At 68.5% G+C, this 17,655-nt stretch carries 18 protein-coding genes; 9 read left to right on the top strand and 9 right to left on the bottom strand.

The features are described 5' to 3' along the window. Window position 1: 1 nt before the first annotated feature. From H0487_RS01430 to H0487_RS01420, 3 genes are read right to left on the bottom strand one after another with little or no spacing between them, the layout of a single operon-like run. A complete protein-coding gene (locus tag H0487_RS01430) occupies window positions 2-682 on the bottom strand; it encodes a DUF6989 domain-containing protein (protein WP_183092446.1) in 681 nt (226 codons plus the stop codon). Between the two features lie 28 nt (window positions 683-710). Next, window positions 711-1,301 carry a TetR/AcrR family transcriptional regulator gene (locus H0487_RS01425; RefSeq protein ID WP_183092445.1) on the bottom strand — a complete coding sequence of 197 codons (591 nt, stop codon included), beginning with the start codon at window positions 1,299-1,301 and terminating at the stop codon, window positions 711-713. After that, window positions 1,298-2,230: an oxidoreductase gene (locus tag H0487_RS01420; protein WP_183092444.1), complete on the bottom strand. Its 933-nt coding sequence runs from the start codon at window positions 2,228-2,230 to the stop codon at window positions 1,298-1,300. The genes H0487_RS01425 and H0487_RS01420 overlap by 4 nt, the downstream gene beginning before the upstream one ends. Window positions 2,231-2,389: 159 nt before the next feature. On the opposite strand from H0487_RS01420, the gene H0487_RS01415 reads away from it, so the two are divergent. Together H0487_RS01415 and H0487_RS01410 are read left to right on the top strand one after the other, a co-directional pair. Then, window positions 2,390-3,841 carry a hypothetical protein gene (locus H0487_RS01415; protein WP_183092443.1) on the top strand — a complete coding sequence of 484 codons (1,452 nt, stop codon included), beginning with the start codon at window positions 2,390-2,392 and terminating at the stop codon, window positions 3,839-3,841. Window positions 3,842-3,889: 48 nt separating this feature from the next. Next, the gene (locus H0487_RS01410; RefSeq protein ID WP_183092442.1) at window positions 3,890-4,522 is read left to right on the top strand and encodes a hypothetical protein; all 633 of its coding nucleotides are present in this window, start codon (window positions 3,890-3,892) and stop codon (window positions 4,520-4,522) included. A 161-nt stretch (window positions 4,523-4,683) separates the two neighbouring features. On the opposite strand, the gene H0487_RS01405 is transcribed toward H0487_RS01410, so the two are convergent. Continuing rightward, window positions 4,684-5,409, bottom strand: coding sequence for a hypothetical protein (locus H0487_RS01405; RefSeq protein ID WP_183092441.1), 726 nt, complete (start codon window positions 5,407-5,409; stop codon window positions 4,684-4,686). A 291-nt stretch (window positions 5,410-5,700) separates the two neighbouring features. Here H0487_RS01405 and H0487_RS01400 point away from each other — a divergent pair, with 291 nt between their 5' ends. The 3 genes from H0487_RS01400 to H0487_RS01390 are packed head-to-tail and all read left to right on the top strand — an operon-like array spanning window position 5,701 to window position 8,275. Continuing rightward, window positions 5,701-6,552 (top strand): hypothetical protein, encoded by an 852-nt coding sequence (locus H0487_RS01400; protein ID WP_183092440.1) that lies wholly within the window; start codon window positions 5,701-5,703, stop codon window positions 6,550-6,552. Between the two features lie 37 nt (window positions 6,553-6,589). Continuing rightward, window positions 6,590-7,336: a DUF429 domain-containing protein gene (locus H0487_RS01395; RefSeq protein WP_183092439.1), complete on the top strand. Its 747-nt coding sequence runs from the start codon at window positions 6,590-6,592 to the stop codon at window positions 7,334-7,336. 18 nt (window positions 7,337-7,354) lie between these two features. After that, on the top strand, window positions 7,355-8,275 hold the full coding sequence (locus H0487_RS01390) for a methylenetetrahydrofolate reductase (protein ID WP_183092438.1): 921 nt from the start codon (window positions 7,355-7,357) through the stop codon (window positions 8,273-8,275). A gap of 19 nt (window positions 8,276-8,294) precedes the next feature. Here the strand turns inward: H0487_RS01390 and H0487_RS01385 are convergent, their stop codons facing one another. The 3 genes from H0487_RS01385 to H0487_RS01375 all read right to left on the bottom strand — a co-directional run bounded on the left by H0487_RS01385 (window position 8,295) and on the right by H0487_RS01375 (window position 11,537). After that, window positions 8,295-10,409, bottom strand: a complete 2,115-nt coding sequence (locus tag H0487_RS01385) for a hypothetical protein (RefSeq protein ID WP_183092437.1) — start codon at window positions 10,407-10,409, stop codon at window positions 8,295-8,297. A gap of 126 nt (window positions 10,410-10,535) precedes the next feature. Beyond that, window positions 10,536-10,853, bottom strand: coding sequence for a hypothetical protein (locus tag H0487_RS01380; RefSeq protein ID WP_183092436.1), 318 nt, complete (start codon window positions 10,851-10,853; stop codon window positions 10,536-10,538). A gap of 36 nt (window positions 10,854-10,889) precedes the next feature. Beyond that, complete coding sequence (locus H0487_RS01375) at window positions 10,890-11,537, bottom strand: DUF998 domain-containing protein (protein WP_183092435.1); 648 nt, start codon at window positions 11,535-11,537, stop codon at window positions 10,890-10,892. Between the two features lie 218 nt (window positions 11,538-11,755). On the opposite strand from H0487_RS01375, the gene H0487_RS01370 reads away from it, so the two are divergent. From H0487_RS01370 to H0487_RS01355, 4 genes are all read left to right on the top strand, one after another. Beyond that, window positions 11,756-12,763: a hypothetical protein gene (locus H0487_RS01370; protein WP_183092434.1), complete on the top strand. Its 1,008-nt coding sequence runs from the start codon at window positions 11,756-11,758 to the stop codon at window positions 12,761-12,763. Between the two features lie 119 nt (window positions 12,764-12,882). After that, window positions 12,883-13,404, top strand: a complete 522-nt coding sequence (locus H0487_RS01365) for a DUF6998 domain-containing protein (RefSeq protein WP_220792976.1) — start codon at window positions 12,883-12,885, stop codon at window positions 13,402-13,404. 311 nt (window positions 13,405-13,715) lie between these two features. After that, window positions 13,716-14,441 carry a hypothetical protein gene (locus H0487_RS01360; protein ID WP_183092433.1) on the top strand — a complete coding sequence of 242 codons (726 nt, stop codon included), beginning with the start codon at window positions 13,716-13,718 and terminating at the stop codon, window positions 14,439-14,441. A 333-nt stretch (window positions 14,442-14,774) separates the two neighbouring features. Next, a complete protein-coding gene (locus tag H0487_RS01355) occupies window positions 14,775-16,025 on the top strand; it encodes a SecDF P1 head subdomain-containing protein (protein ID WP_183092432.1) in 1,251 nt (416 codons plus the stop codon). Window positions 16,026-16,337: 312 nt separating this feature from the next. Here H0487_RS01355 and H0487_RS01350 read toward each other — a convergent pair whose 3' ends face one another. Then, window positions 16,338-17,276, bottom strand: a complete 939-nt coding sequence (locus H0487_RS01350) for a DUF2971 domain-containing protein (RefSeq protein WP_183092431.1) — start codon at window positions 17,274-17,276, stop codon at window positions 16,338-16,340. Window positions 17,277-17,399: 123 nt separating this feature from the next. Beyond that, the coding region (locus H0487_RS01345; RefSeq protein ID WP_183092430.1) for a hypothetical protein at window positions 17,400-17,655 on the bottom strand (256 nt) is incomplete at its 5' end.

Here is a 17,655-nt window from a genome sequence, read left to right as displayed (position 1 = left end):
GTCAGAAGGTCAGGCGCCAGTCGGCGACGTCGATGACGAAGTGCGCCAGGACGAGGGCACCGAGGTAGAACGTCGAGACGGCGAGCGCGGCGCCGGCGCGGACGGTCCACGACCGGTCCTTGACGAGGGCGAACGCGGTGGCGGTCGCCCAGCCGAGCGCGGCCTCGGCGGGGATGACGTAGACCGCGACGCCCTGCCACCGCTGGGTGGCACCGGTCGGCTCCCAGAGGTCGAGCACCGGGGCGAGGAGCTCGGTGCCGAGGAAGATCGCGGCGGCAAGCGCGGCCGCACGGCCGGGTCGGCCTCCGCTCAGGGCGACGGCCGCGAACAGCGGCGCGACCCACATCGCGGCCATCGCGAGCGGGATGACGTCGTCGACGCGGGGCCCGCCGGTGTCGGGGAAGCGCAGCGTGCCGACGAGGTCGGCCAGCACCCAGTCGGGCAGCACCTGGAAGACGGAGACGAGCACGAGGAAGCCGGCCAACGCGCCGAGGTCGGCGCGACCGGTCCCTCGGCACACGGCGAGCAGTGCGACGACGTACCCGACGACGCACGCGAGGACGCCCCAGCCCTGCGCGGGCGGCGTGAGCGACAGCGCGATCGCGCCGCCGGCGAAGAGGGCGACGTGGACGCCGACGATCGGGCCAAGCCCTCGACGGGAGCTGCGGAGGGACGTCGACACGAGGGACAACGTAGCGGTGGTCCCCGACCTACCGGCCGGGTGCCTCGGGGTCGTCGTCCGGGAGCGTCACCGCGCGCCAGCAGGCGTGGGCGACGTCGGCGAGCTGGGCGTCGGTGAGCTCCAGCCCGCCGGCGGCGAGCCGGACCGCGGGCCCGAGCGCCAGGTCGTAGAGGACGTCCGGCGGCAGCGGCAGCAGGAGCGCGGCCAGGTCGGGCGCGAGGACCTGCGCGACGAGCGGGTCGTCCTCCTGGGCCATGGCAGCCTCGTGGGCCGGGTGCCGGTACGGCGAGTGGTCCACCTGGAGCAGGAACTTCGCGTGTTCGGGGTGCGCGCGCAGGAAGGAGTAGTACGCCAGCCAGAGCGAGTGGAACCGGTCGGCCGGCGCGGCGTCCTGGTCGAGGCCCGCGGTGGCAGCCCGTCCGAGCTCGGACTTGGTGTCGCAGTACGTCGCGAGGACCAGGTCGTCCTTGGAGGCGTAGTGCGTGTACGCCGTACCCGTCGCGACGCCCGCCTCGCGCGCGACGGTGCTCATCGACGCCCCGTGGAACCCGGCCTCGGCGACCACGCTCCGCATCGCCCTGCGGACCGCGGCCGCCTTGTCGGTCGGCTGGCCGCTCACGCGCCCGAGCTGATGCTGAGCTTGACGCCCGTCTCCCGTTCGGAGACCTCCCACAGCTTGGCGATCGCGCTGCTCATCCCCAGCCGGCGGAAGATCGGCTTGCGGACCGGGCGTCCGTTGTTCACGAAGAGCGGTCCGTAGAACTCGCCGCCCCGGGCGGCCGGGTCGGTCGCGGCGCGCAGCTGGGGGAGCGCCCCGTCGTCGGCGGTCATCCCGATGCGGGTGGAGAGGAGGTGGAAGAACTTTGCCCAGAACTCCCCGTCGGACTCCTCGACGCTGACGGCCTGGAGGTCGGTGTTGGACAGGCCCGGGTGCGCGATCAGGCTGGTGGTCGGTGCGCCGGCCTTCTCGAGCTCGCGCTGGAGGCCCAGTCCGAAGTGGAAGTTGGCGAGCTTGGCCTGGCCGTAGGCCTTCCAGGCGCCGTAGTTGCCGTCGAGGTGCGGGTTGGCGGGGTCGACCGCGCGGCCCATGTGGTGGGCGGTGCTGGTCACGGTGACGACCCGCGATCCGGTCGTCTGCACCAGAGCGGGGAGCAGCAGCGCGGTCAGGGTCCAGTGGCCGAGGTGGTCGACACCGAACTGCATCTCGTAGCCGTCGACCGTCTTCGACTGCGGGATGCCCATGACGCCGGCGTTGTTGACGAGGAGGTCGACCTTCGGGTGAGCCGCGAGGATCGTGGCGGCCGCCTCCTTGGTCGAGGCCTGCGAGGAGAGGTCGAGCGCGACGAGCTCGAGCGAGGCGTCCGGTACGGCGGCGCGGATCTGCTCGACCGCGGCAGCCGCCTTCGTCTCGTTGCGCACCGCCATGACGACATGGGCTCCCTTGGCCGCCAGGTCGCGTGCGGTCGAGAGCCCGAGGCCGCCGTTGGCGCCGGTCACGACGGCGACGCGGCCGCTCTGGTCGGGGATGTCGTTCGCTGTCCAGCCCATGTCTGCTCCTCTGAATGAATGTTCATTCAGCATGCCGGACGGCAGGCGTTCGCGCAACCTCTCGGCGCCGCCCACCAATTTTCCGCTAGAGCCCACCAGTCATCCACAGAAGCGCCTTTGCTCTTGCAATCGAACGCCAGTTCGAGAAGGACTTAACCCATGAACCCCGCCGACCTCACCACCCTCGACGCGGCCGCCACGCTGGCCGCGATGGAGGAGCAGGTCCGCGCGCGCCGGTCGGGCGAGGTCGCCGAGATGCGGATGGTGGGGCACTGGTGCAGCCTCCACACGGTCGACCCGCAGTCGCTGCCCGGGGCGGTGCCGCCGAGCCGTGGCGGCGACCGGCTGTTGCGCATCGGGGGAGAGGGCACGCCGGAGGTCTCCGAGCTGTGCTTCGCCGAGCTCGCGATCGCCCGCTTCGCCGGCGCGGTCTCGACCGAGAACTACGCGGCCTCGGTGCTCGACCTGACGCACCGGCTGCCCCTGCTGTGGGCGGCCGTGCAGCGGCTCCAGGTCGAGGCGTGGGTGGCGCTCAAGATCGCCAAGGACTCCCGTCGGCTGGCGAAGGACAAGGTGGCGAAGGTGGACGCCGCAGTGGCCGCGGCCGTGCAGGAGTCGCCGGCCCGGCTGCTGGCGATCGCGGAGGCCAAGATCATCGAGGCCGACCCGGAGCAGCACCGAGCGCTGGTCGAGGCCGACGCCCAGCGCACCGGCGTGTGGCTGTCCAAGCGCCGCCAGGGCGACACGATCGACGAGGTCACCGGGGAGCCGGCGACGCTGCGGGTGAGCGCCAAGCTGTCGGGCGGGTCGGCGATCCGCTGCGACGAGAACATCGACGACCTGGCGCGGGCGATCTTCGACCACACCGAGCCCGACGACGACGGCCACCGGCCTACGCACGCCGAGTGCCGGGTCGCCGCGTTCGAGATGCTGACGACCGACCCGCACCAGGCGGTGGCGTTCCTCGACGAGCTGGACGCCGGTCCGGTCGAGGAGGAGTCGCCGGCTCCTTCCGCACCGCCTGCACCGTCCGCATCGCCGAAGCGTCCGCGCCGTCCGGCCAAGATCGTGGTCCACGTGACCGACCGGGTCCTCTGCGGCCAGGTCCCCGGGGTCGCCCAGGTCGAGGGCGTCGGCCCGATCGTGCTCGACCAGCTCAGCGAGCTGGTCGACGGCCGCGAGGTGCTGGTCCAGCCGGTGATCGACCTCGGCGAGACGAAGTCCGTCAACGGCTACGAGCACCCGACGGCGGTCAAGGAGCGCACCCTGCTCCGCACCCGCGGCGACGTCTTCCCGCACTCCACGAGCCGCGGCCTGCAGCGGCTCGACCACGACCACGCGACGCCGTACGTCTCCGGCGGCCCGCCCGGCCAGACCGGCGACCACAACGACGCTCCGCTGACCCGCAAGCACCACCGCGCCAAGACCCATCAGGGCTACCAGGTCCACCAGCTCGCGCTCGGCGCCTACCGCTGGGTGACGCCGCACGGCCTCGCCCGCCTGGTCACCGCCTCCGGCACCCGCAAGGTCGAGCTTCTCCGCTCCGCCGAGGGCCGGGTGATCGGCGAGATCTACCTCGGCACGGGTCTGGACTACCGGCCCCGGACCTGAACCTCCCCACGAGTCAGCCGATCTCAGAGATCGGCTAGGTTCGACGCCGTGGGCTGGAGGACGCGTTCGGGCGATGCAACGTCGGCGGCAGACCTGAGGTTCCGGTACGAGCGCCTCGCCTCGACCGGCGTGATCGACCAGACGCTGTCGATCAAGAACCGTGGTTCATCAGCGGTCGCCCTGCGGCTGGCGTTCACCCCTGTGGATGCGAACGGGCGCGAGCTCCGGGGTGTGCGGACCACGACTGCGTATGGCACGGAGATCGGGAACCACGTGATTCCCCCGAAGCTCACGGTCATCGACATCCTCGCGTTCCACGGCCCCGGTTTCCGTGACGTGGCCGATGTCCGGGTGGACGTCCAGCAGATCACCCAGGTGCCCTCCCCGACGAAGGTTCGCGACGTGGTCCTCACCGACAGGCTCGACGCGGCCGGCAATGTGGTCCCGCCGGGATACCGGTACGACTACGTGCGGCTGACGAACATCAGCCGCGAAACGGTGGGCGTCCGAGTCGCGCTCGTCGAGTACGAGGACCCCGTGCCAGGCCAGTCCCAGCAAGCCGTCGACGTGCGTCCCCTGGGCGATCTCATCGAGGTTCCTGGGCGGGGCACGACGACCATCCCCGGTCCCACCCGCTTCCCAGCCGGGTTTGTCAGCGTCAAGGCCTATTACTCGTGGTGAGCGTCCGCTGATGCCACGCGGGCGGTGACGGCATCCAGGCATGCGACGGTCTCAGTGTCGTCTGGGACCACGCCCGCGATACCGCAACCGTGCGCCGCATGGACCGACCCGGTCGAACGTAGACGAGCCGACGTGGCGCTGGACTCCGTGGGTTGCCCCCGTCATCGGCCCGCGCGGAAGCTGATGCCGGTGAGGGACACGTACCCGCTGGTGGAGCAGCCCACGTCGGTGTTGCTGACCACCCTGCCGTTCGGGAAGATGTCGATCCGAGCGTGACTGGGGCCCTCGGCGGTCGCACAGTCCGCCGAGAAGATCAGCGTGGCTGCGGGGCGATGACCAGCCGGCAGGACGAAGATCGGAGTGGGCGCGATGCCCCCCTGGTACTCGGGTGAGAAAACCTCCCTGACCAGGCCCTCGAGGTGGACTCGGTTGGTGAGGTCCTTGGAAAACCGAGCACCCTGGAACCCGTCGCCGTAGTTCGCCCACTTCCTGTCAGAGACGCCACAGAAGGTGGCGGTGACGCCGTTTCCACATGGCTCGCCACCGCTCGTGGGATTGGCTGCCAGGTTCACCCACGCTGACTGCTTGACGTCCGCTGCGCCGAGGGTCCCGTCCTTGACGTCGCTGGTGCTCACCGTGCCGTTGACGATGTCACCGCCGTCGACCGTGTCGGTCCCGGGGAGCGCTGTAGCGGTGGCGAGTCCGGCTAGGCCGACCGAGAAGATCGCGACGAAGAGATACGCGAGGGTGAGGCGTCGGTCCCGACGTCGGCTCGATCGATCGACGTGCGGGATTCGCTCCGTGCTGAGTCGGGTGACGTCGGCTCGAAGCCGCCTGTTTTCCTCGGCGAGGCGGGCGAGCTCGGCGACGACCTGCTCTTGTTCCATGAAGATCCCCACGTGCGATCGGACAGTGTCCTCGAGGCTAGGCGCCGACAGCTCCCTTGTCCGCAGATCGGGGTGGACGTCCGCTGCCGTCTCGGCAGGAGCGCGTACGCCGGGCAGCAGCGTGCGGCTCCGCCAGTGGCCGGCCCCAGGCCTCGTTGGCTCGCCGGAGTCCGCCGCGGAACGGTGTTCCGTGGGGACGGAACGCCATCAGAGCATGGACTCCCTCATCTCGACACCGGACCAGCCGGGCCCCGTCACCACCTTCTGTCGTGCCGCCCTGGAGGTGGCGTCATGACCAGGCTGAGCTTCGGCGGCCGCGTGTGGCCGCTCGGCGCCCTCGCGGCGAGCGTCGCCCTGGTGGGCGGGGTCGCCACCGCGTCGATCCCGTCCCCGGCAGGGACGTTCACCGGGTGCGTGAACAAGACCAGCGGCGCCGTCCGGATCATCGACGTCCAGGCCGGTGACGAGTGCACGGGGTCGGAGACGACCGTGGCATGGACCAAGGGCTACCGCTACCGAGGAGCGTGGGCCAGTACGACGTCGTACGCCGCGCTGGACGTCGTGACCTACGCCGGCGCCAGCTATGTCGCCAGTGTGAGGTCGACCGGTCAACGGCCGTCGGCGACTCCGGACAGCTGGGGGCTGCTCGCTGCGCGTGGTGCGGTCGGACCGAAGGGACCCCAGGGTGCGCAAGGGGCGCAGGGGCCGCAGGGCGTTCAGGGGCCGCAGGGGCCGCAGGGGCCGCAGGGGCCGCAGGGGCCGCAGGGGCCGCAGGGGCCGGCCGGGATCTCGACGGTGACGTTCGGTTTCGCCGGGCCGTACCAGCTGAACAGCGGCATCTTCCAGGTGATGCTGGAGAAGCCGCTTGCTCCAGGGGACTGGGCGATCACGGTCTCCATGAACGGCGTGCACGACCCGCTCGCGGACGGCTCCTGGATCTCTTGCGAGCTCCGCAAGGGATACGACCAGTACATCGGCGGGACATCGGCCTACGACAACGGCGACGCCCACTCGATGACGATGAACGGGGGACTCATCATCGGGCCCGAAGGCGGCACCGTGCGGGTCTTCTGCCGCGGTCGCACCGCCATCAGGGTCGAGGGCGGCCAGCTCATGGCGATGAAGGTCGGCGGCTTCAGCTGACGGCGCGGGCACGGAACCGGCCAACTAGGCTCGGCCCGTGACCTCGACGCAGCGCGGCTTCGTCGGGCTCGACCTTGCGTGGGGCACGAAGGCGCGGACCGGCATCGCCGTGGTCGACGACTCGGGGCGTTTGGTCCGGTCCGGCGTCGTGCGGACCAACGACGAGATCGGTGAGTGGCTGGCGAGCAACGCCGGGGACGTGATCGTGGTGGCAGTGGACGCCCCGCTGATCGTTCCGAACGACTCTGGTCAGCGGCGGTGCGAGACCGAGATCTCTCGAGCGTTCTGGCGGTACAAGATCGGCGCACACTCCTCCAACCGCAGCCGCCCGCAGTTCGACCCGCCGCGGGCCGCGACTCTCGCGGAACGGTTCGGGTGGGCCGTGGACCCAGCGTCCCGGGGCAGCGTCGAGACCCCGGTGTGCGTCGAGGTGTATCCGCACCCGGCAATGGTGGGACTGTTCGGACTTGCGGAGCGCATCCTCTACAAATCGGGACCCACTCGCGCAGACGGGTTCGCACAGCTGGTGCGGGAGCTCGCCTCGATCGCTGAGCTGCGGCTGGCTGACAGCTCACGCTGGGCAGAGCTGACCGCGATCGTGGCGGACCCGAGAGCGGGTGACCTCACGCGCATCGAGGACGAGCTGGACGCCATCCTGTGCGCGCACCTGGCCTGGCTGTGGCACCACCGCCGGGACGCTCTGCAGGTGTACGGCTCGTTCGAGGACGGCTACATCGTGGCTCCGCCGCCGCCTTCATCCCTGCCGCCGCTGACGAGGTCCTGACCCGCTACGGTCCCCGGTGTGGATCTCGCCGCTCGCTTGAGCTCTGGTCAGGGAGAGTTCGTGCTCTTCGCGATCACCCCTCCCCGACAGTCGACGCCTGCCGAGCGGCTGCCGGCGATCGCGCAGGCCACGATCGACCGGCTGGACCACCTCGACCTCGATGGCCTGGTTCTCTACGACATCGACGACGAGAGCTCCCGCAACCCGGCCGAGCGTCCGTTCCCGTTCAGCCCGACGGTGGACCCGGCCCAGTTTCGGGCCGACCACCTTCAGCAGTGGCAGACGCCGGTGATCATCTACCGCGCGGTGGGGAAGTACCGGCGCGAGGACCTGCAGACCTGGATCGCGGACCAGGACCCTCGCCGTACCTTGACGGTGATGGTCGGAGCTGCGTCGAGTGGTGCGGCTCCTGCCGTCTCGCTCGTCGACGCACAGGCGATGCGCGCCGACCTCAACCCGGACCTGCTCCTCGGCGGCGTCGCGATCCCGGAGCGGCACAGTCGCCGCGAGAACGAGCACCTCCGCCTGATCGCGAAGCAGGAGGCCGGCTGCCGGTTCTTCGTGACCCAAGTCGTGTACGACGTCAACGCGGCCAAGAACCTCGTGTCCGACTACCGCTACGAGTGCGAGGCACGCGGGCTCGACCCGGTGCCGATCGTGTTCACGTTCTCGGTCTGCGGATCCATGAAGACCCTCGACTTCCTGCGCTGGCTGGGGGTCGACGTCCCGCGGTGGATCGAGAACGACCTCCGGCACTCGAACAACCCGTTGGCGGCCTCGTCGGACCAAGCTGCGACGACAGCCGTAGAGCTCATCGACTACTGCCGGCGGCTCGGGGTGCCGTTCGGTCTCAACGTGGAGAGTGTCTCGATCCGGCGTGAGGAGATCGAAGCGTCGGTGGAGCTTGCCGCTCAGCTGGCTGCGCACCTCCGGACGTGACGTCCCGACCGGGGTCGAGCTACCGCTGGTGCGCCCCGTCGTTCATCGCGTCGCTCGACTCGTCCTGACCGGCGTACGCCGGGGCTGCGTCGGCCCGCGCTTGCCGCCGCCGGGCGCGCCGGCGGGCTCGTAGGCGCAGCAGCGCGCGGACGAGCAGCGCCGAGCCGACCAGCAGCACCAGCGCGCCGGCGAGGAGACCTCCACCCACGAGCGTGGTCCGCTCCGCGGCGTCGGACGCTTCGCGCGCCGCGGACGTGGCGCCGTCGAGATCTCCCTCGGCCAGGAGGTCGTCGGCCTCGGCGGCCTTGTCGTCGAGGCCGAGCCCGAGGGCGCCGAGACCCGCCACGGGGTTGCGCGACTCGGCTGCGGCCGCGTCGGCCGTGCCCACGGCGTCGACCGCCGTCGCCGCCTTCGGCAGGGTGTCGGAGAGCTCGTCGTAGTCGGCCTCGCCGTCGGCGTCCTGGTAGAGCGCGACCACCTGCTCCGGGACCTTCATGTCGTGGCGCCGGGCAGCCTCCTGGACCTTCACGACCGCCGGCCCGAGGTCGGCGACCTGGGTGAGGGCCTGCTGGGCGTCGTCGAACTCCCAGTCGGTCATCGCCGTACGCACCCCGACGGGCGGCACCCATCGGCCGTCGGCGGCGTCGACGTCCTCGTAGTCCGCGAGGGAGCGCTTGCGGTCCTGGAGCAGCGTGCGCTCGCTCGGCGTGAGCGCCCATTCGCTGAAGACCCGGGGGGCCCGGTCCTCGCGGCCCAGCACCTGCACCAGGTCGAGGAACCGCCGCCATCCGGTGCGGCTCACCATCAGGCGGATCTCGCCAGGCACGCCGTACGCGCTCTCCCCGGCGATGGCCGCGGCCAGCACCTTGCTGCGGGTGTCGTCGTCCATGTCGTCGAGCAACGCCGTCATCGTGCGGTACGACGCGGGGTAGCCGTAGCCGTCGGTCGGTTGGACGCGTTCACCCGCGTCGTCCCACGTGTTGAGCGGCACGGCGTGCTTGCTCGTGGTCGAGACCGGCCTCAGTCGGGCCGGCTTGTCGCCCTGGGTCGCGACGGCCTGCGCGGCGACGTACTGGGCGATCCCTTCGTAGATCCACCGCTCCTCGAACGCGTTCGACGAGGCCCAGGCGTGCAGGAGCTCGTGATAGAGCAGCTCCTGGTCGAGGCCCTCGCCGATCGTGATGGAGTTGTCCGAGCCGTCGAACCAGCCGTCGTAGCCGCGGACGTTGACGGACAGGTCTTCGCGGACCGTCGTGAGCCCGCCCGGCCACGGGGTGCCGACCAGCTCCTCAAGCACCGGGACCCCCGAGGTCATCCGCGAGGACACGAAGCGCAACCACTGCTTGTCGTCGCTGAACGCCAGCACCTCCACGTCCTGGTCGCCGAGCTGCACCGTCCTGGTGCGCGCGATCTCGAGGTCGCGGGCCGAGACCACCGCCCAGAAGCCGAAGTCCCCGGTGTCGGCCGTCGCGGTGTAGGTGAGGGTCTTGCTGCCCTCGCTGCCCTCGCCGCCGTCGAAGGCGTTGGTGGTCGCATCGAAGGTCATCGATTCGGGCAGCACCACCTGGACGGTGTTCTGGCCGGGGTCGCCGCGTCCGTAGACAGCGAACGTCGCGTAGCCGGGTCCGACCCGGGTCTGGTTCTTCGAGCGCGGCTCCTCGCCCTCGAGGACGAACGAGAGGGTGATCGTGCGGCTCTGGCCGTAGAGCAGGTTGGACGGGAAGTCGATGGTCGCGAGCGACGTGCTCGGGTCCTTCGTGGGCTCCCGGGTCACCGAGAGCGGCGCGCCGTTGGAGACCGCCGTCAGCTGAGCCGCATCCACGGGGACCGGGATGGTGAGGGAGGGCAGGTAGAAGTACTGGATGTAGTTGCCGGTCCGATAGGACGGTTTCTCGTTGGTCACCGTCACCGTCATCGTGGCCCGGACGACCTCGTCCTTGGCGTCGAGGACGTAGCGGCTGGTGGAGTCGATGTCGAAGCCGTCCTCGGCGTGGGCCGCGGGCGCGGCCAGCACTGCGGTGGCGGCCAGCGCCGTGATGGCGGCGGCGACCGCGATGGCTCGACGTCCGCGAACGGCGTACGTCGACGAGCTCTGCCTCGGGCAAGCAGCAGCCTCCGAGCGGCTGACGCGCATGGGGTCCCCCCGTATCTATGCCCCACCCCGGATGGCGACTGGCAGCGACTGGGTGTCATTTTGCATGATCGTCCTCCCGCGCGCCGATCAACGTCCGGATCCGGGAGGGGTCGACCGGCACGTTCCTCAGTCCCGGACGTCGCGCCGCTCTTGGAGACGTGCGCGGGCCTCCGCCAGGTAGTTCAGACACGGGGCGTCAGCATCGGGGTGCTGGGACTCGAGGTGAAAGATCCATCGATCCATCGCGGCCATGTAGCCGTTGTCCTCTCCCGACCGGCGCGTGCTCCAGGCGCGGGTGCCGGTCCCGGGCCGCGCGACCTCACAGTGATTGCACGAGATCTTGTAGACGTAGGAGTCGTCGGAGCCCACGTCGATGCGGACTTCGGCCAGTGCTCCTGCCTCGACGCTGGCCTTCCTCTGTCGGGCGGAGCGGGTGGCGGGCACAGCGACCTCGTTTCGTGCTGGGATGACTGTCCCAGCCTAGACACCACTGAGGTGGCCAGCGCGGCCATGAGTGAGCTGCGTCCAACCAAAGGCTGCCAGCCCTCCCAGCACCGGCCACAGGGCAAGTCGCTCGAAGCCTCCCGATAGGTGGCCGTCGCCCGAGAGCACGAACGACAGGGCCGCGGCGCCGGTGACGACTCCGGTGGCCAGGAGCGCCCCGGCCAGACGCGGCCGGTCGTTCCGCAACCGCGCACCGAGAACGATCAGCGCGATCGGCTGCGCCACGAACAACGGTGTGGCGGCGATCGCATGCAGGGTGCCGTCCTGGTCGAGAGGCGCGAGGCCGGTGGCCACCGAGCTCAGCCCGGAGACCACGAGCAGCCCCGTCACCCATGGACCCATGGGCCGCGAGAGCAGCACCGCGCCACCGACCAGCAACGCACCGAAGCCCATGAAGGAACCGTTCATCAGCTCGTGACGCGGCGAGCAGTACGCCGGCGAACAGCCAACCTCTCCGAGTCGGCTGACCGAATCGGAGAGGAAGCTGTAGCCGCCCGTCGTTGCCGCCGCAACGACGAACTCCGTCGCGATGTAGCTCGGCCGTGCGAGGAATGCCAGTGCTCCCCAGCGCGCAGCCCGACCTCCGGTGACTCCGAGGAGCCGTGGTCCTCGGGTCAGGGGCATCAGGTCACCCTAGACCCGTGATCGGGTTCCTCGCTCTTCTCTTCTATCTGACTGGGACCGTCGCGCCCTACCCATCCGCCAGCGTCGTCGGCCTCCTCGACGGCGAGCTTGGCGGCTGAGCGGTCCTCGATGGCGGCGGTAGCACGCGTCGGCAGGATCAAGCCCGGTCGCAGCTAATGGCCGAGGCGCAGGCGGGGCGAGTCGTCGATGATGGGCTCGTGCAGTTCAACTACGCCTCACCAGAGCACCGGCTCTATGACGCCGCGTCGCGGTGGTATCCAGGGCCGCACCGAGACGGGCCGCAGCAGCTCATCGACGCGGCCGTTCAGTGTTTGGTGGACGGGCTGGACTCGCCGAGTCTTCGGCTCCTGGCCGGCGCATCAGCCGCCGACCGTGCTGATGACATCAACGCGCTGCTGGAATCCACATTGGACGAACTGCAGATTCCGAGGCCCGGCGAGCTCGCGCCCTGGAAGGAGATCGTGGCCGCAGGCAGGACGCTCAGCCGTGCCCCGACCGACACCATCCGGTTCGACATCCGTCAGGCTGATGGAGCAGTCGGCGGTCATGAGTTGCTCGTGTTCGTCAATGACGTCGAGATGACCCGCATCGGGGCCGGGATGGGCATGGATCCCTTCGATGTCCTCATCCCGACGAACCGGCTGGTTGCGACGACTGAACCCCATCAAGTGCCGATCGCGCGATGCGAGTGCGGCGAGTACGGCTGTGGCTCGACCGACGTCACGATCGTTCGCGAAGGCGACGCTGTGCATTGGGAGTGGATCGACGAAGCGCCGATCGATCACGGCGTCACCTTCCCTGCCGGGCAGTACGACGCAGAGGTCGAGCGCATCGAGGACGACCATTCCTGGGAGCGGCCAGAGGACACCACCGCGCGCCTTGCGTTGACACAGGTCGACACGAAACGTCTGGCAGCCTTGGGCATGTCGGTGAGTTGGATTGCCAAGGACCATGCGAACGACGACATGATGAAGGTCGCACTGCTCGCAGGCGACGCCGATCTCCGGTCGTCCGCGGCGGCTTATCAGATCTTCCTCCGCTTCCCGCGGGCGCGGAGAAGCCCACCGGAGGTTGCCTCGGCGATCGTCTCCGAACTGCGGCAGCCGCCCAAGAAGTGGCGCGCCACGTGGCATTCGATCAAGCCCGGAGTGTCGAGCCCTCCGTCGGTGGCTGGCAGGAGTTGGCGACACGAGCGGATCGGCTGAGCGCGAAGGAGAGCAGCGCACGATCTGCGTCGCCGAGGGTTGGCTCGGGCGTTGTCGTCCGACGCCGGAGGCTAGGTGCGGCAACCCAACCGGGCCATAACCCGGGGCATGATCGGACCGTGAACGACGCCTTCGCAGAGCGCTCCGAAGCAGTCGGGGCTGACCTCCGTAGTCGCACGGCGAGAACAGCCGTGCTGGTAGAGCAACTCCACGCGATCGTGACGGAACTCGAGGCGATGCACCCAGGCCGGAAGTTCCCACTGGACGGGCACCTCGTCGGCTCGATCGGCGAGGCCGCTGCTGAAGCAATGTTTGACCTTGAGTTGGTGACGGCCTCATCGACAGGGCACGACGCCATTGCCCGAGACGGTCGCCGCGTCGAGATCAAGGCAACCTACGGGACGAGGGGGGTGGCGATTCGCCCTACTTCCCACGGTGCGGCCGCCGCCTTGATCGTGCTGAGACTGTCCCGGCAGCCCGGAGTCCAGCACGAGGTCGTCTACAACGGCCCGCTGGAAATCGCATTTGGTGCCAAAGGTCGTGTCCAAAGCAACGGGCAAGCGCCTATGAGCCTCTCTCGCCTCCGCGAACTCAATGCCGGAGTCGCTCCGGAGGATCGTGTTCCACACCGCCGTGAATGACTCGTCGATCGCGGCGGAATGACCCAGGCCAGCTCGCGGGCATGGTCCGGGCCACATCGACAACGGGCTCCAGCGGGCGGGTGCGTCAGGAGGTGAGGGACACTCTCCGCGTGATCGTTTTGTGGCGTCGCTTGGGTGCGCTTTCCTGTGTGGCACTGTTGCTCGGCGCGTGCCGTACAGACGGAACCGACCCCGCTGACAGACCCGTGACCGAGCGCAGCAGAACGACAGCGCCAGCCGGGGAACCGACAGCGAGTTAGACCGGTTGGGTCACCGTCGTCGACGGCACCCAGGAAGACGCCCAAGCGGTTGTGGATCTCGCTGAGCAGGACATGCTCGAGCAATTGACCGCGGGGTTCACGCTCTCGTGGACGGACGGCGTGGAGCTCGCGCGAATATCCGTTGGCTCGTTCGACCTGGGCGCTCCAGCTTATCGGCAGGTCATCACGGTGCCTGGCGCCTCGGTGGAGACCCGGGTGAAGGCCGGTCATACCTGGACTCAGGTGACGGGCCCTGACATCCACGAGGATGTTGCCGCCTGCTGGATGCACTTCACCACCGGCCGCGGTCGCCAAGGCTTGGCTGCCGCGGTCCCGCCGGTGGCGCTGATGTTGATCGAGCCGACTGCGGTCGGCTTCCGGGCCGGTAGCGACGAAGATGTGGTGGTCGACCTGCTGCTCGACGAGGCGACACCGGCGATGATGCCGAAGGTCGCAAATCAGCTCGGTTGGATCGATCCGACGGCCAAGATCCAAGGTGTGGCGACCGTCCGCGACGGACGCTACGCGGCTCTCGAGTTCAGCGGCGCTGATGTAATCGCCGCGTTTGACTCAGAAGAACTCCCCACCGCGCTGGGCGAGTTCCGGGGCGTGCTGGCATCTACTCGGATCCGCGTGGAGTACGGCGACTTCGGGGCGACGGTGCAGGTGCCTGAGCCTGACGCTGTTGAGGTTATCGATTTCGGGAGCCAGGCAGAAATACTCGCCAGCCCTCCGCCGTCGGACGAAGAGCTGGAGACGTGCGCAGCGAATCGCTGACGCCGACACGAGCCGCTTGAGCGGCGCTAGGGCCAGAACTGATCCGCACGTTCGTAACGTCCTACGGTGAGGTTGCCAGTGCGATCGCAGCGTAGGACGTCAGACGCTGGAATCCGCTTCTGTCGCGGCGGAACGACGCGCCACCGCACGGTGCACAAAGCCTCGGTCGCGAGCTGAGCCGGACCGCGGCAGTTGTCATCGATTCGCACGGATAGGACCCAGCGCGAACCAGCCCGCCGCAGCAGCGAGACCGCGAGCCTCCGCCCCTGTTGGAATGAGACTTCTCGACGTTACCCGACTGTCTGACGTCGGATTGTGGGAGGCTCTAGCGCCGTGGGGGTGCACGACGAACTCGCCGAGATGGCCAAGACAGCAGGTATTGGTGTATTCGCCGAGGCAGAAGCGTTCCGCGCTGCACTCGACGACTTCCTCCCGGAGAACGCGCTAACTCCGGGCGAAACGAATCTCCTGGTCGACGCGATCCGGCTTGGTGCGCTCGGCCGTCTCACAGATCAGCTGGACCACGGCGCCGACCTTAGTGCCGCCGTCGAATCGTGCGGTGACCGACTTGCTCGTGATCGCGGGACGCAGGAAGTTGGTGGTGCACGGTGGGCGCTGGCGGCGCTTGCGTTCAGCGTCGGCAGAGCACCGGTTGAGCAGGTTCGGTTGCGTCACGCTGAGATGACAAAGGGCGCACCCGATGGCGCGCCGGTCGAGGTCGCAGGGGCCCCGGTGACCATCGCGCCACCGCGTCCACCCGCGATGCCTGGGACCGTTGCGGGCTCGACATTGGCCGCTCCGAGTCCCGGCGGAAGCGTCCCCACAAGCCCCCGCCGCAGACTTGCCGTGGTCGTCGTGGCGTCGGTCGCAGCGGCTGCGATCGTTGCTGGCGTTGCCCTGTTAGCGCTGCGGGGCGCCGACTCCGAGTCGCCATCGGCAGACGGCACCGACGTAACCACGGCTTCAACAACCACGGACAGTTCGAGATCTGGTTCCACGACTGGCAGTCATGTGTTCGAGGCCCGCTTCGTGTCCGAAACCGAGGGGCAGTTCGGGCCTTGCGCCGAAGGACGCCCCTTGGGGCGCGTCGCACCCTTCGTCGCGAATCCAGATACGTCCAAACAAGACGACGAGGTCTTCAACCCGACCCCATCGACAGGGACGTGTCAGAAATACAACAAGTTCTCGTGCCCAGACCCTTCACTTGCTCAACCGCAGCCGCATCGCCTGCTCAGCGACGGCTTTCTTCTCTCATGCGGAATCCGACATGGGACGGCCATGAAGTACCTCCTGGCACCGCCGGCGATCGTGAACGGGATCGCAGGCGCGGAAGCCAGGATCCCCGAGGGTGAGGTCGCATGGGCTGTTGCCATCCAGTTCGACGCCGAAGCCACGGACACGTTCAAGCAAATCACCACCGAACTCGCAGGCACGGGCCGTCAGTACGCGATGGTCGTTGATGGGAACGTGGTGTCCGCTCCGACCGTCGAGGCCGTGATTGAGGATGGCGCAAGCGTGATAAGCGGCAACTTCGACGAAGAGAGCGCGACCGCTCTCGCCGTCGCACTTGAAGCGACGAGTTGAGCAGTCCCGTTCATCAACGCAGGTACCCAGATAGCCGTGGTCGACCAGGACCACGGCTTCCCGCCTGACCGTTCCGCTATACAAGCCACCGAATAGGTCACAACGGTCTCGCGAGCTTCGGTCAGATCCGCGTTCCCCGCTGAGCTTGAGAACTCGCGGCGGAATGACGCGGTGATCCGGCACACCCCGATCTGAGCGGCAGAGCCCCCTGAAACTGCGACGAGAGCATCGTCGGCACGGCCGCGAGGCACCTTTGTATGGCTGCAGCCTGACACGGGCCCTAACGCGCTGAGACCCTCAGCCGCCAGACCGTTAGCGGAGCGGTACCTCCGAACGGCTGACGCCGACTCCTCGAAGGCCGTTGTTACGTAGAAAGGTCTCGACGGACTCAAGGTGCTCCTCGTGAAGCAATGGTCCAAGCCGAACTGACTTGATCGGCAAGGCGTCCACCGCGTCCTTCTTGGGCAGGACACGGTGCGCGCCGCCGCCGGACGGGTCGGTCACAAGTTCCGCGTATCCCACGATGCCGTAAGCACCAGCGCGATACTTGATGTGCTTCTGCTGCATGAAGAACGTCACCACGATGCGGACCTCGCTCTCACCAGAGAACCCGGGCTCTTTGATCAGATGAGCGATTTCCGCGAGATCGCTGTAGGCCCACTCAGCAACGTCCTGCAGTGCCTCGTCCTTCTCGTCTGGATCAGCGGTGGAGGAGCGAATGCTAGTAGTTGCAGAGTCGATCTTGTCGACGAGCGCCTGCAGCGCAGCCTCAATGTCAGCTTCGGTATAGATCACGTGCATCCACGGCCCGACCTCTACAAGGTCTCCTGCCGCCGAAAACGAGATCTTTCCGCCGGCGATGGGGGTCAGGTTGTGTTCGGAGGCAACTATGAGGGGGACGCTGGGGTCGAGTTCGACTGCGTACCCGCTGCCACGATTCGCGTATAGACGCCACTGGTTTGCGTCGTCCGCGCGGGTGGAAGCGCACAGTACGAACACCTCGTGGCTTCGCTTGAGGGGGTCGTTAGCGTGATGACGAAGCAAGTCCAGTGCATCGCCGACAGGCTGGTCTTCCAGCCACGAGCGGATCTTCTGCCACCCTTGCCTCACCTCCGCGCGGTCGTTCATCCCAGCCGCTTCCGACGCCCACAGCACGCGACCTTGGACAAGGCCGATCAGAGCCCCAGCATCGGTGTAGTGGAATACAGGCTCGGTCGCGACCCGGACGCCAGCCGGCGTTGAAGAAGGCATGTCAGCAACCTAGATGTTCCCGCTCAGTGATCCGTGGAGGAAACTCAACGGCGTCGCCGATCCGGCCCGGGGTCGATTCGCGCGCCTACAGACGGCGAAGTGACGCGGGTGGGCGTCGGACTACTACTGTCGCGGTTCGCGGTTGGCCCAACGCTCGTCGAACGCTGCTTGCATTTCCGACTTGATGCCCTTTAGTGCCTCGACCAGGTCCTTGTCCTTCTGCGTCGGCTTTGCCTTCTTGGTGATCGCACCGATGCGCTCGTCGAGGACGCCCAGCGCGACACCCTCTGCGTCGTCGTACTTCGGACGCGTGACAAGTTCGATGAGAGTCTCTCGAAGGCTCTCAGCGAACGCGATCACAGCATGGGTCTGCTGCACG

Source organism: Nocardioides stalactiti, from assembly GCF_014180715.1.
Taxonomy (GTDB): Bacteria; Actinomycetota; Actinomycetes; order Propionibacteriales; family Nocardioidaceae; genus Nocardioides; species Nocardioides stalactiti.
The sequence above is the reverse complement of the archived record's forward strand: the minus strand, read 5'-3'. Positions and strand labels throughout refer to the sequence as shown.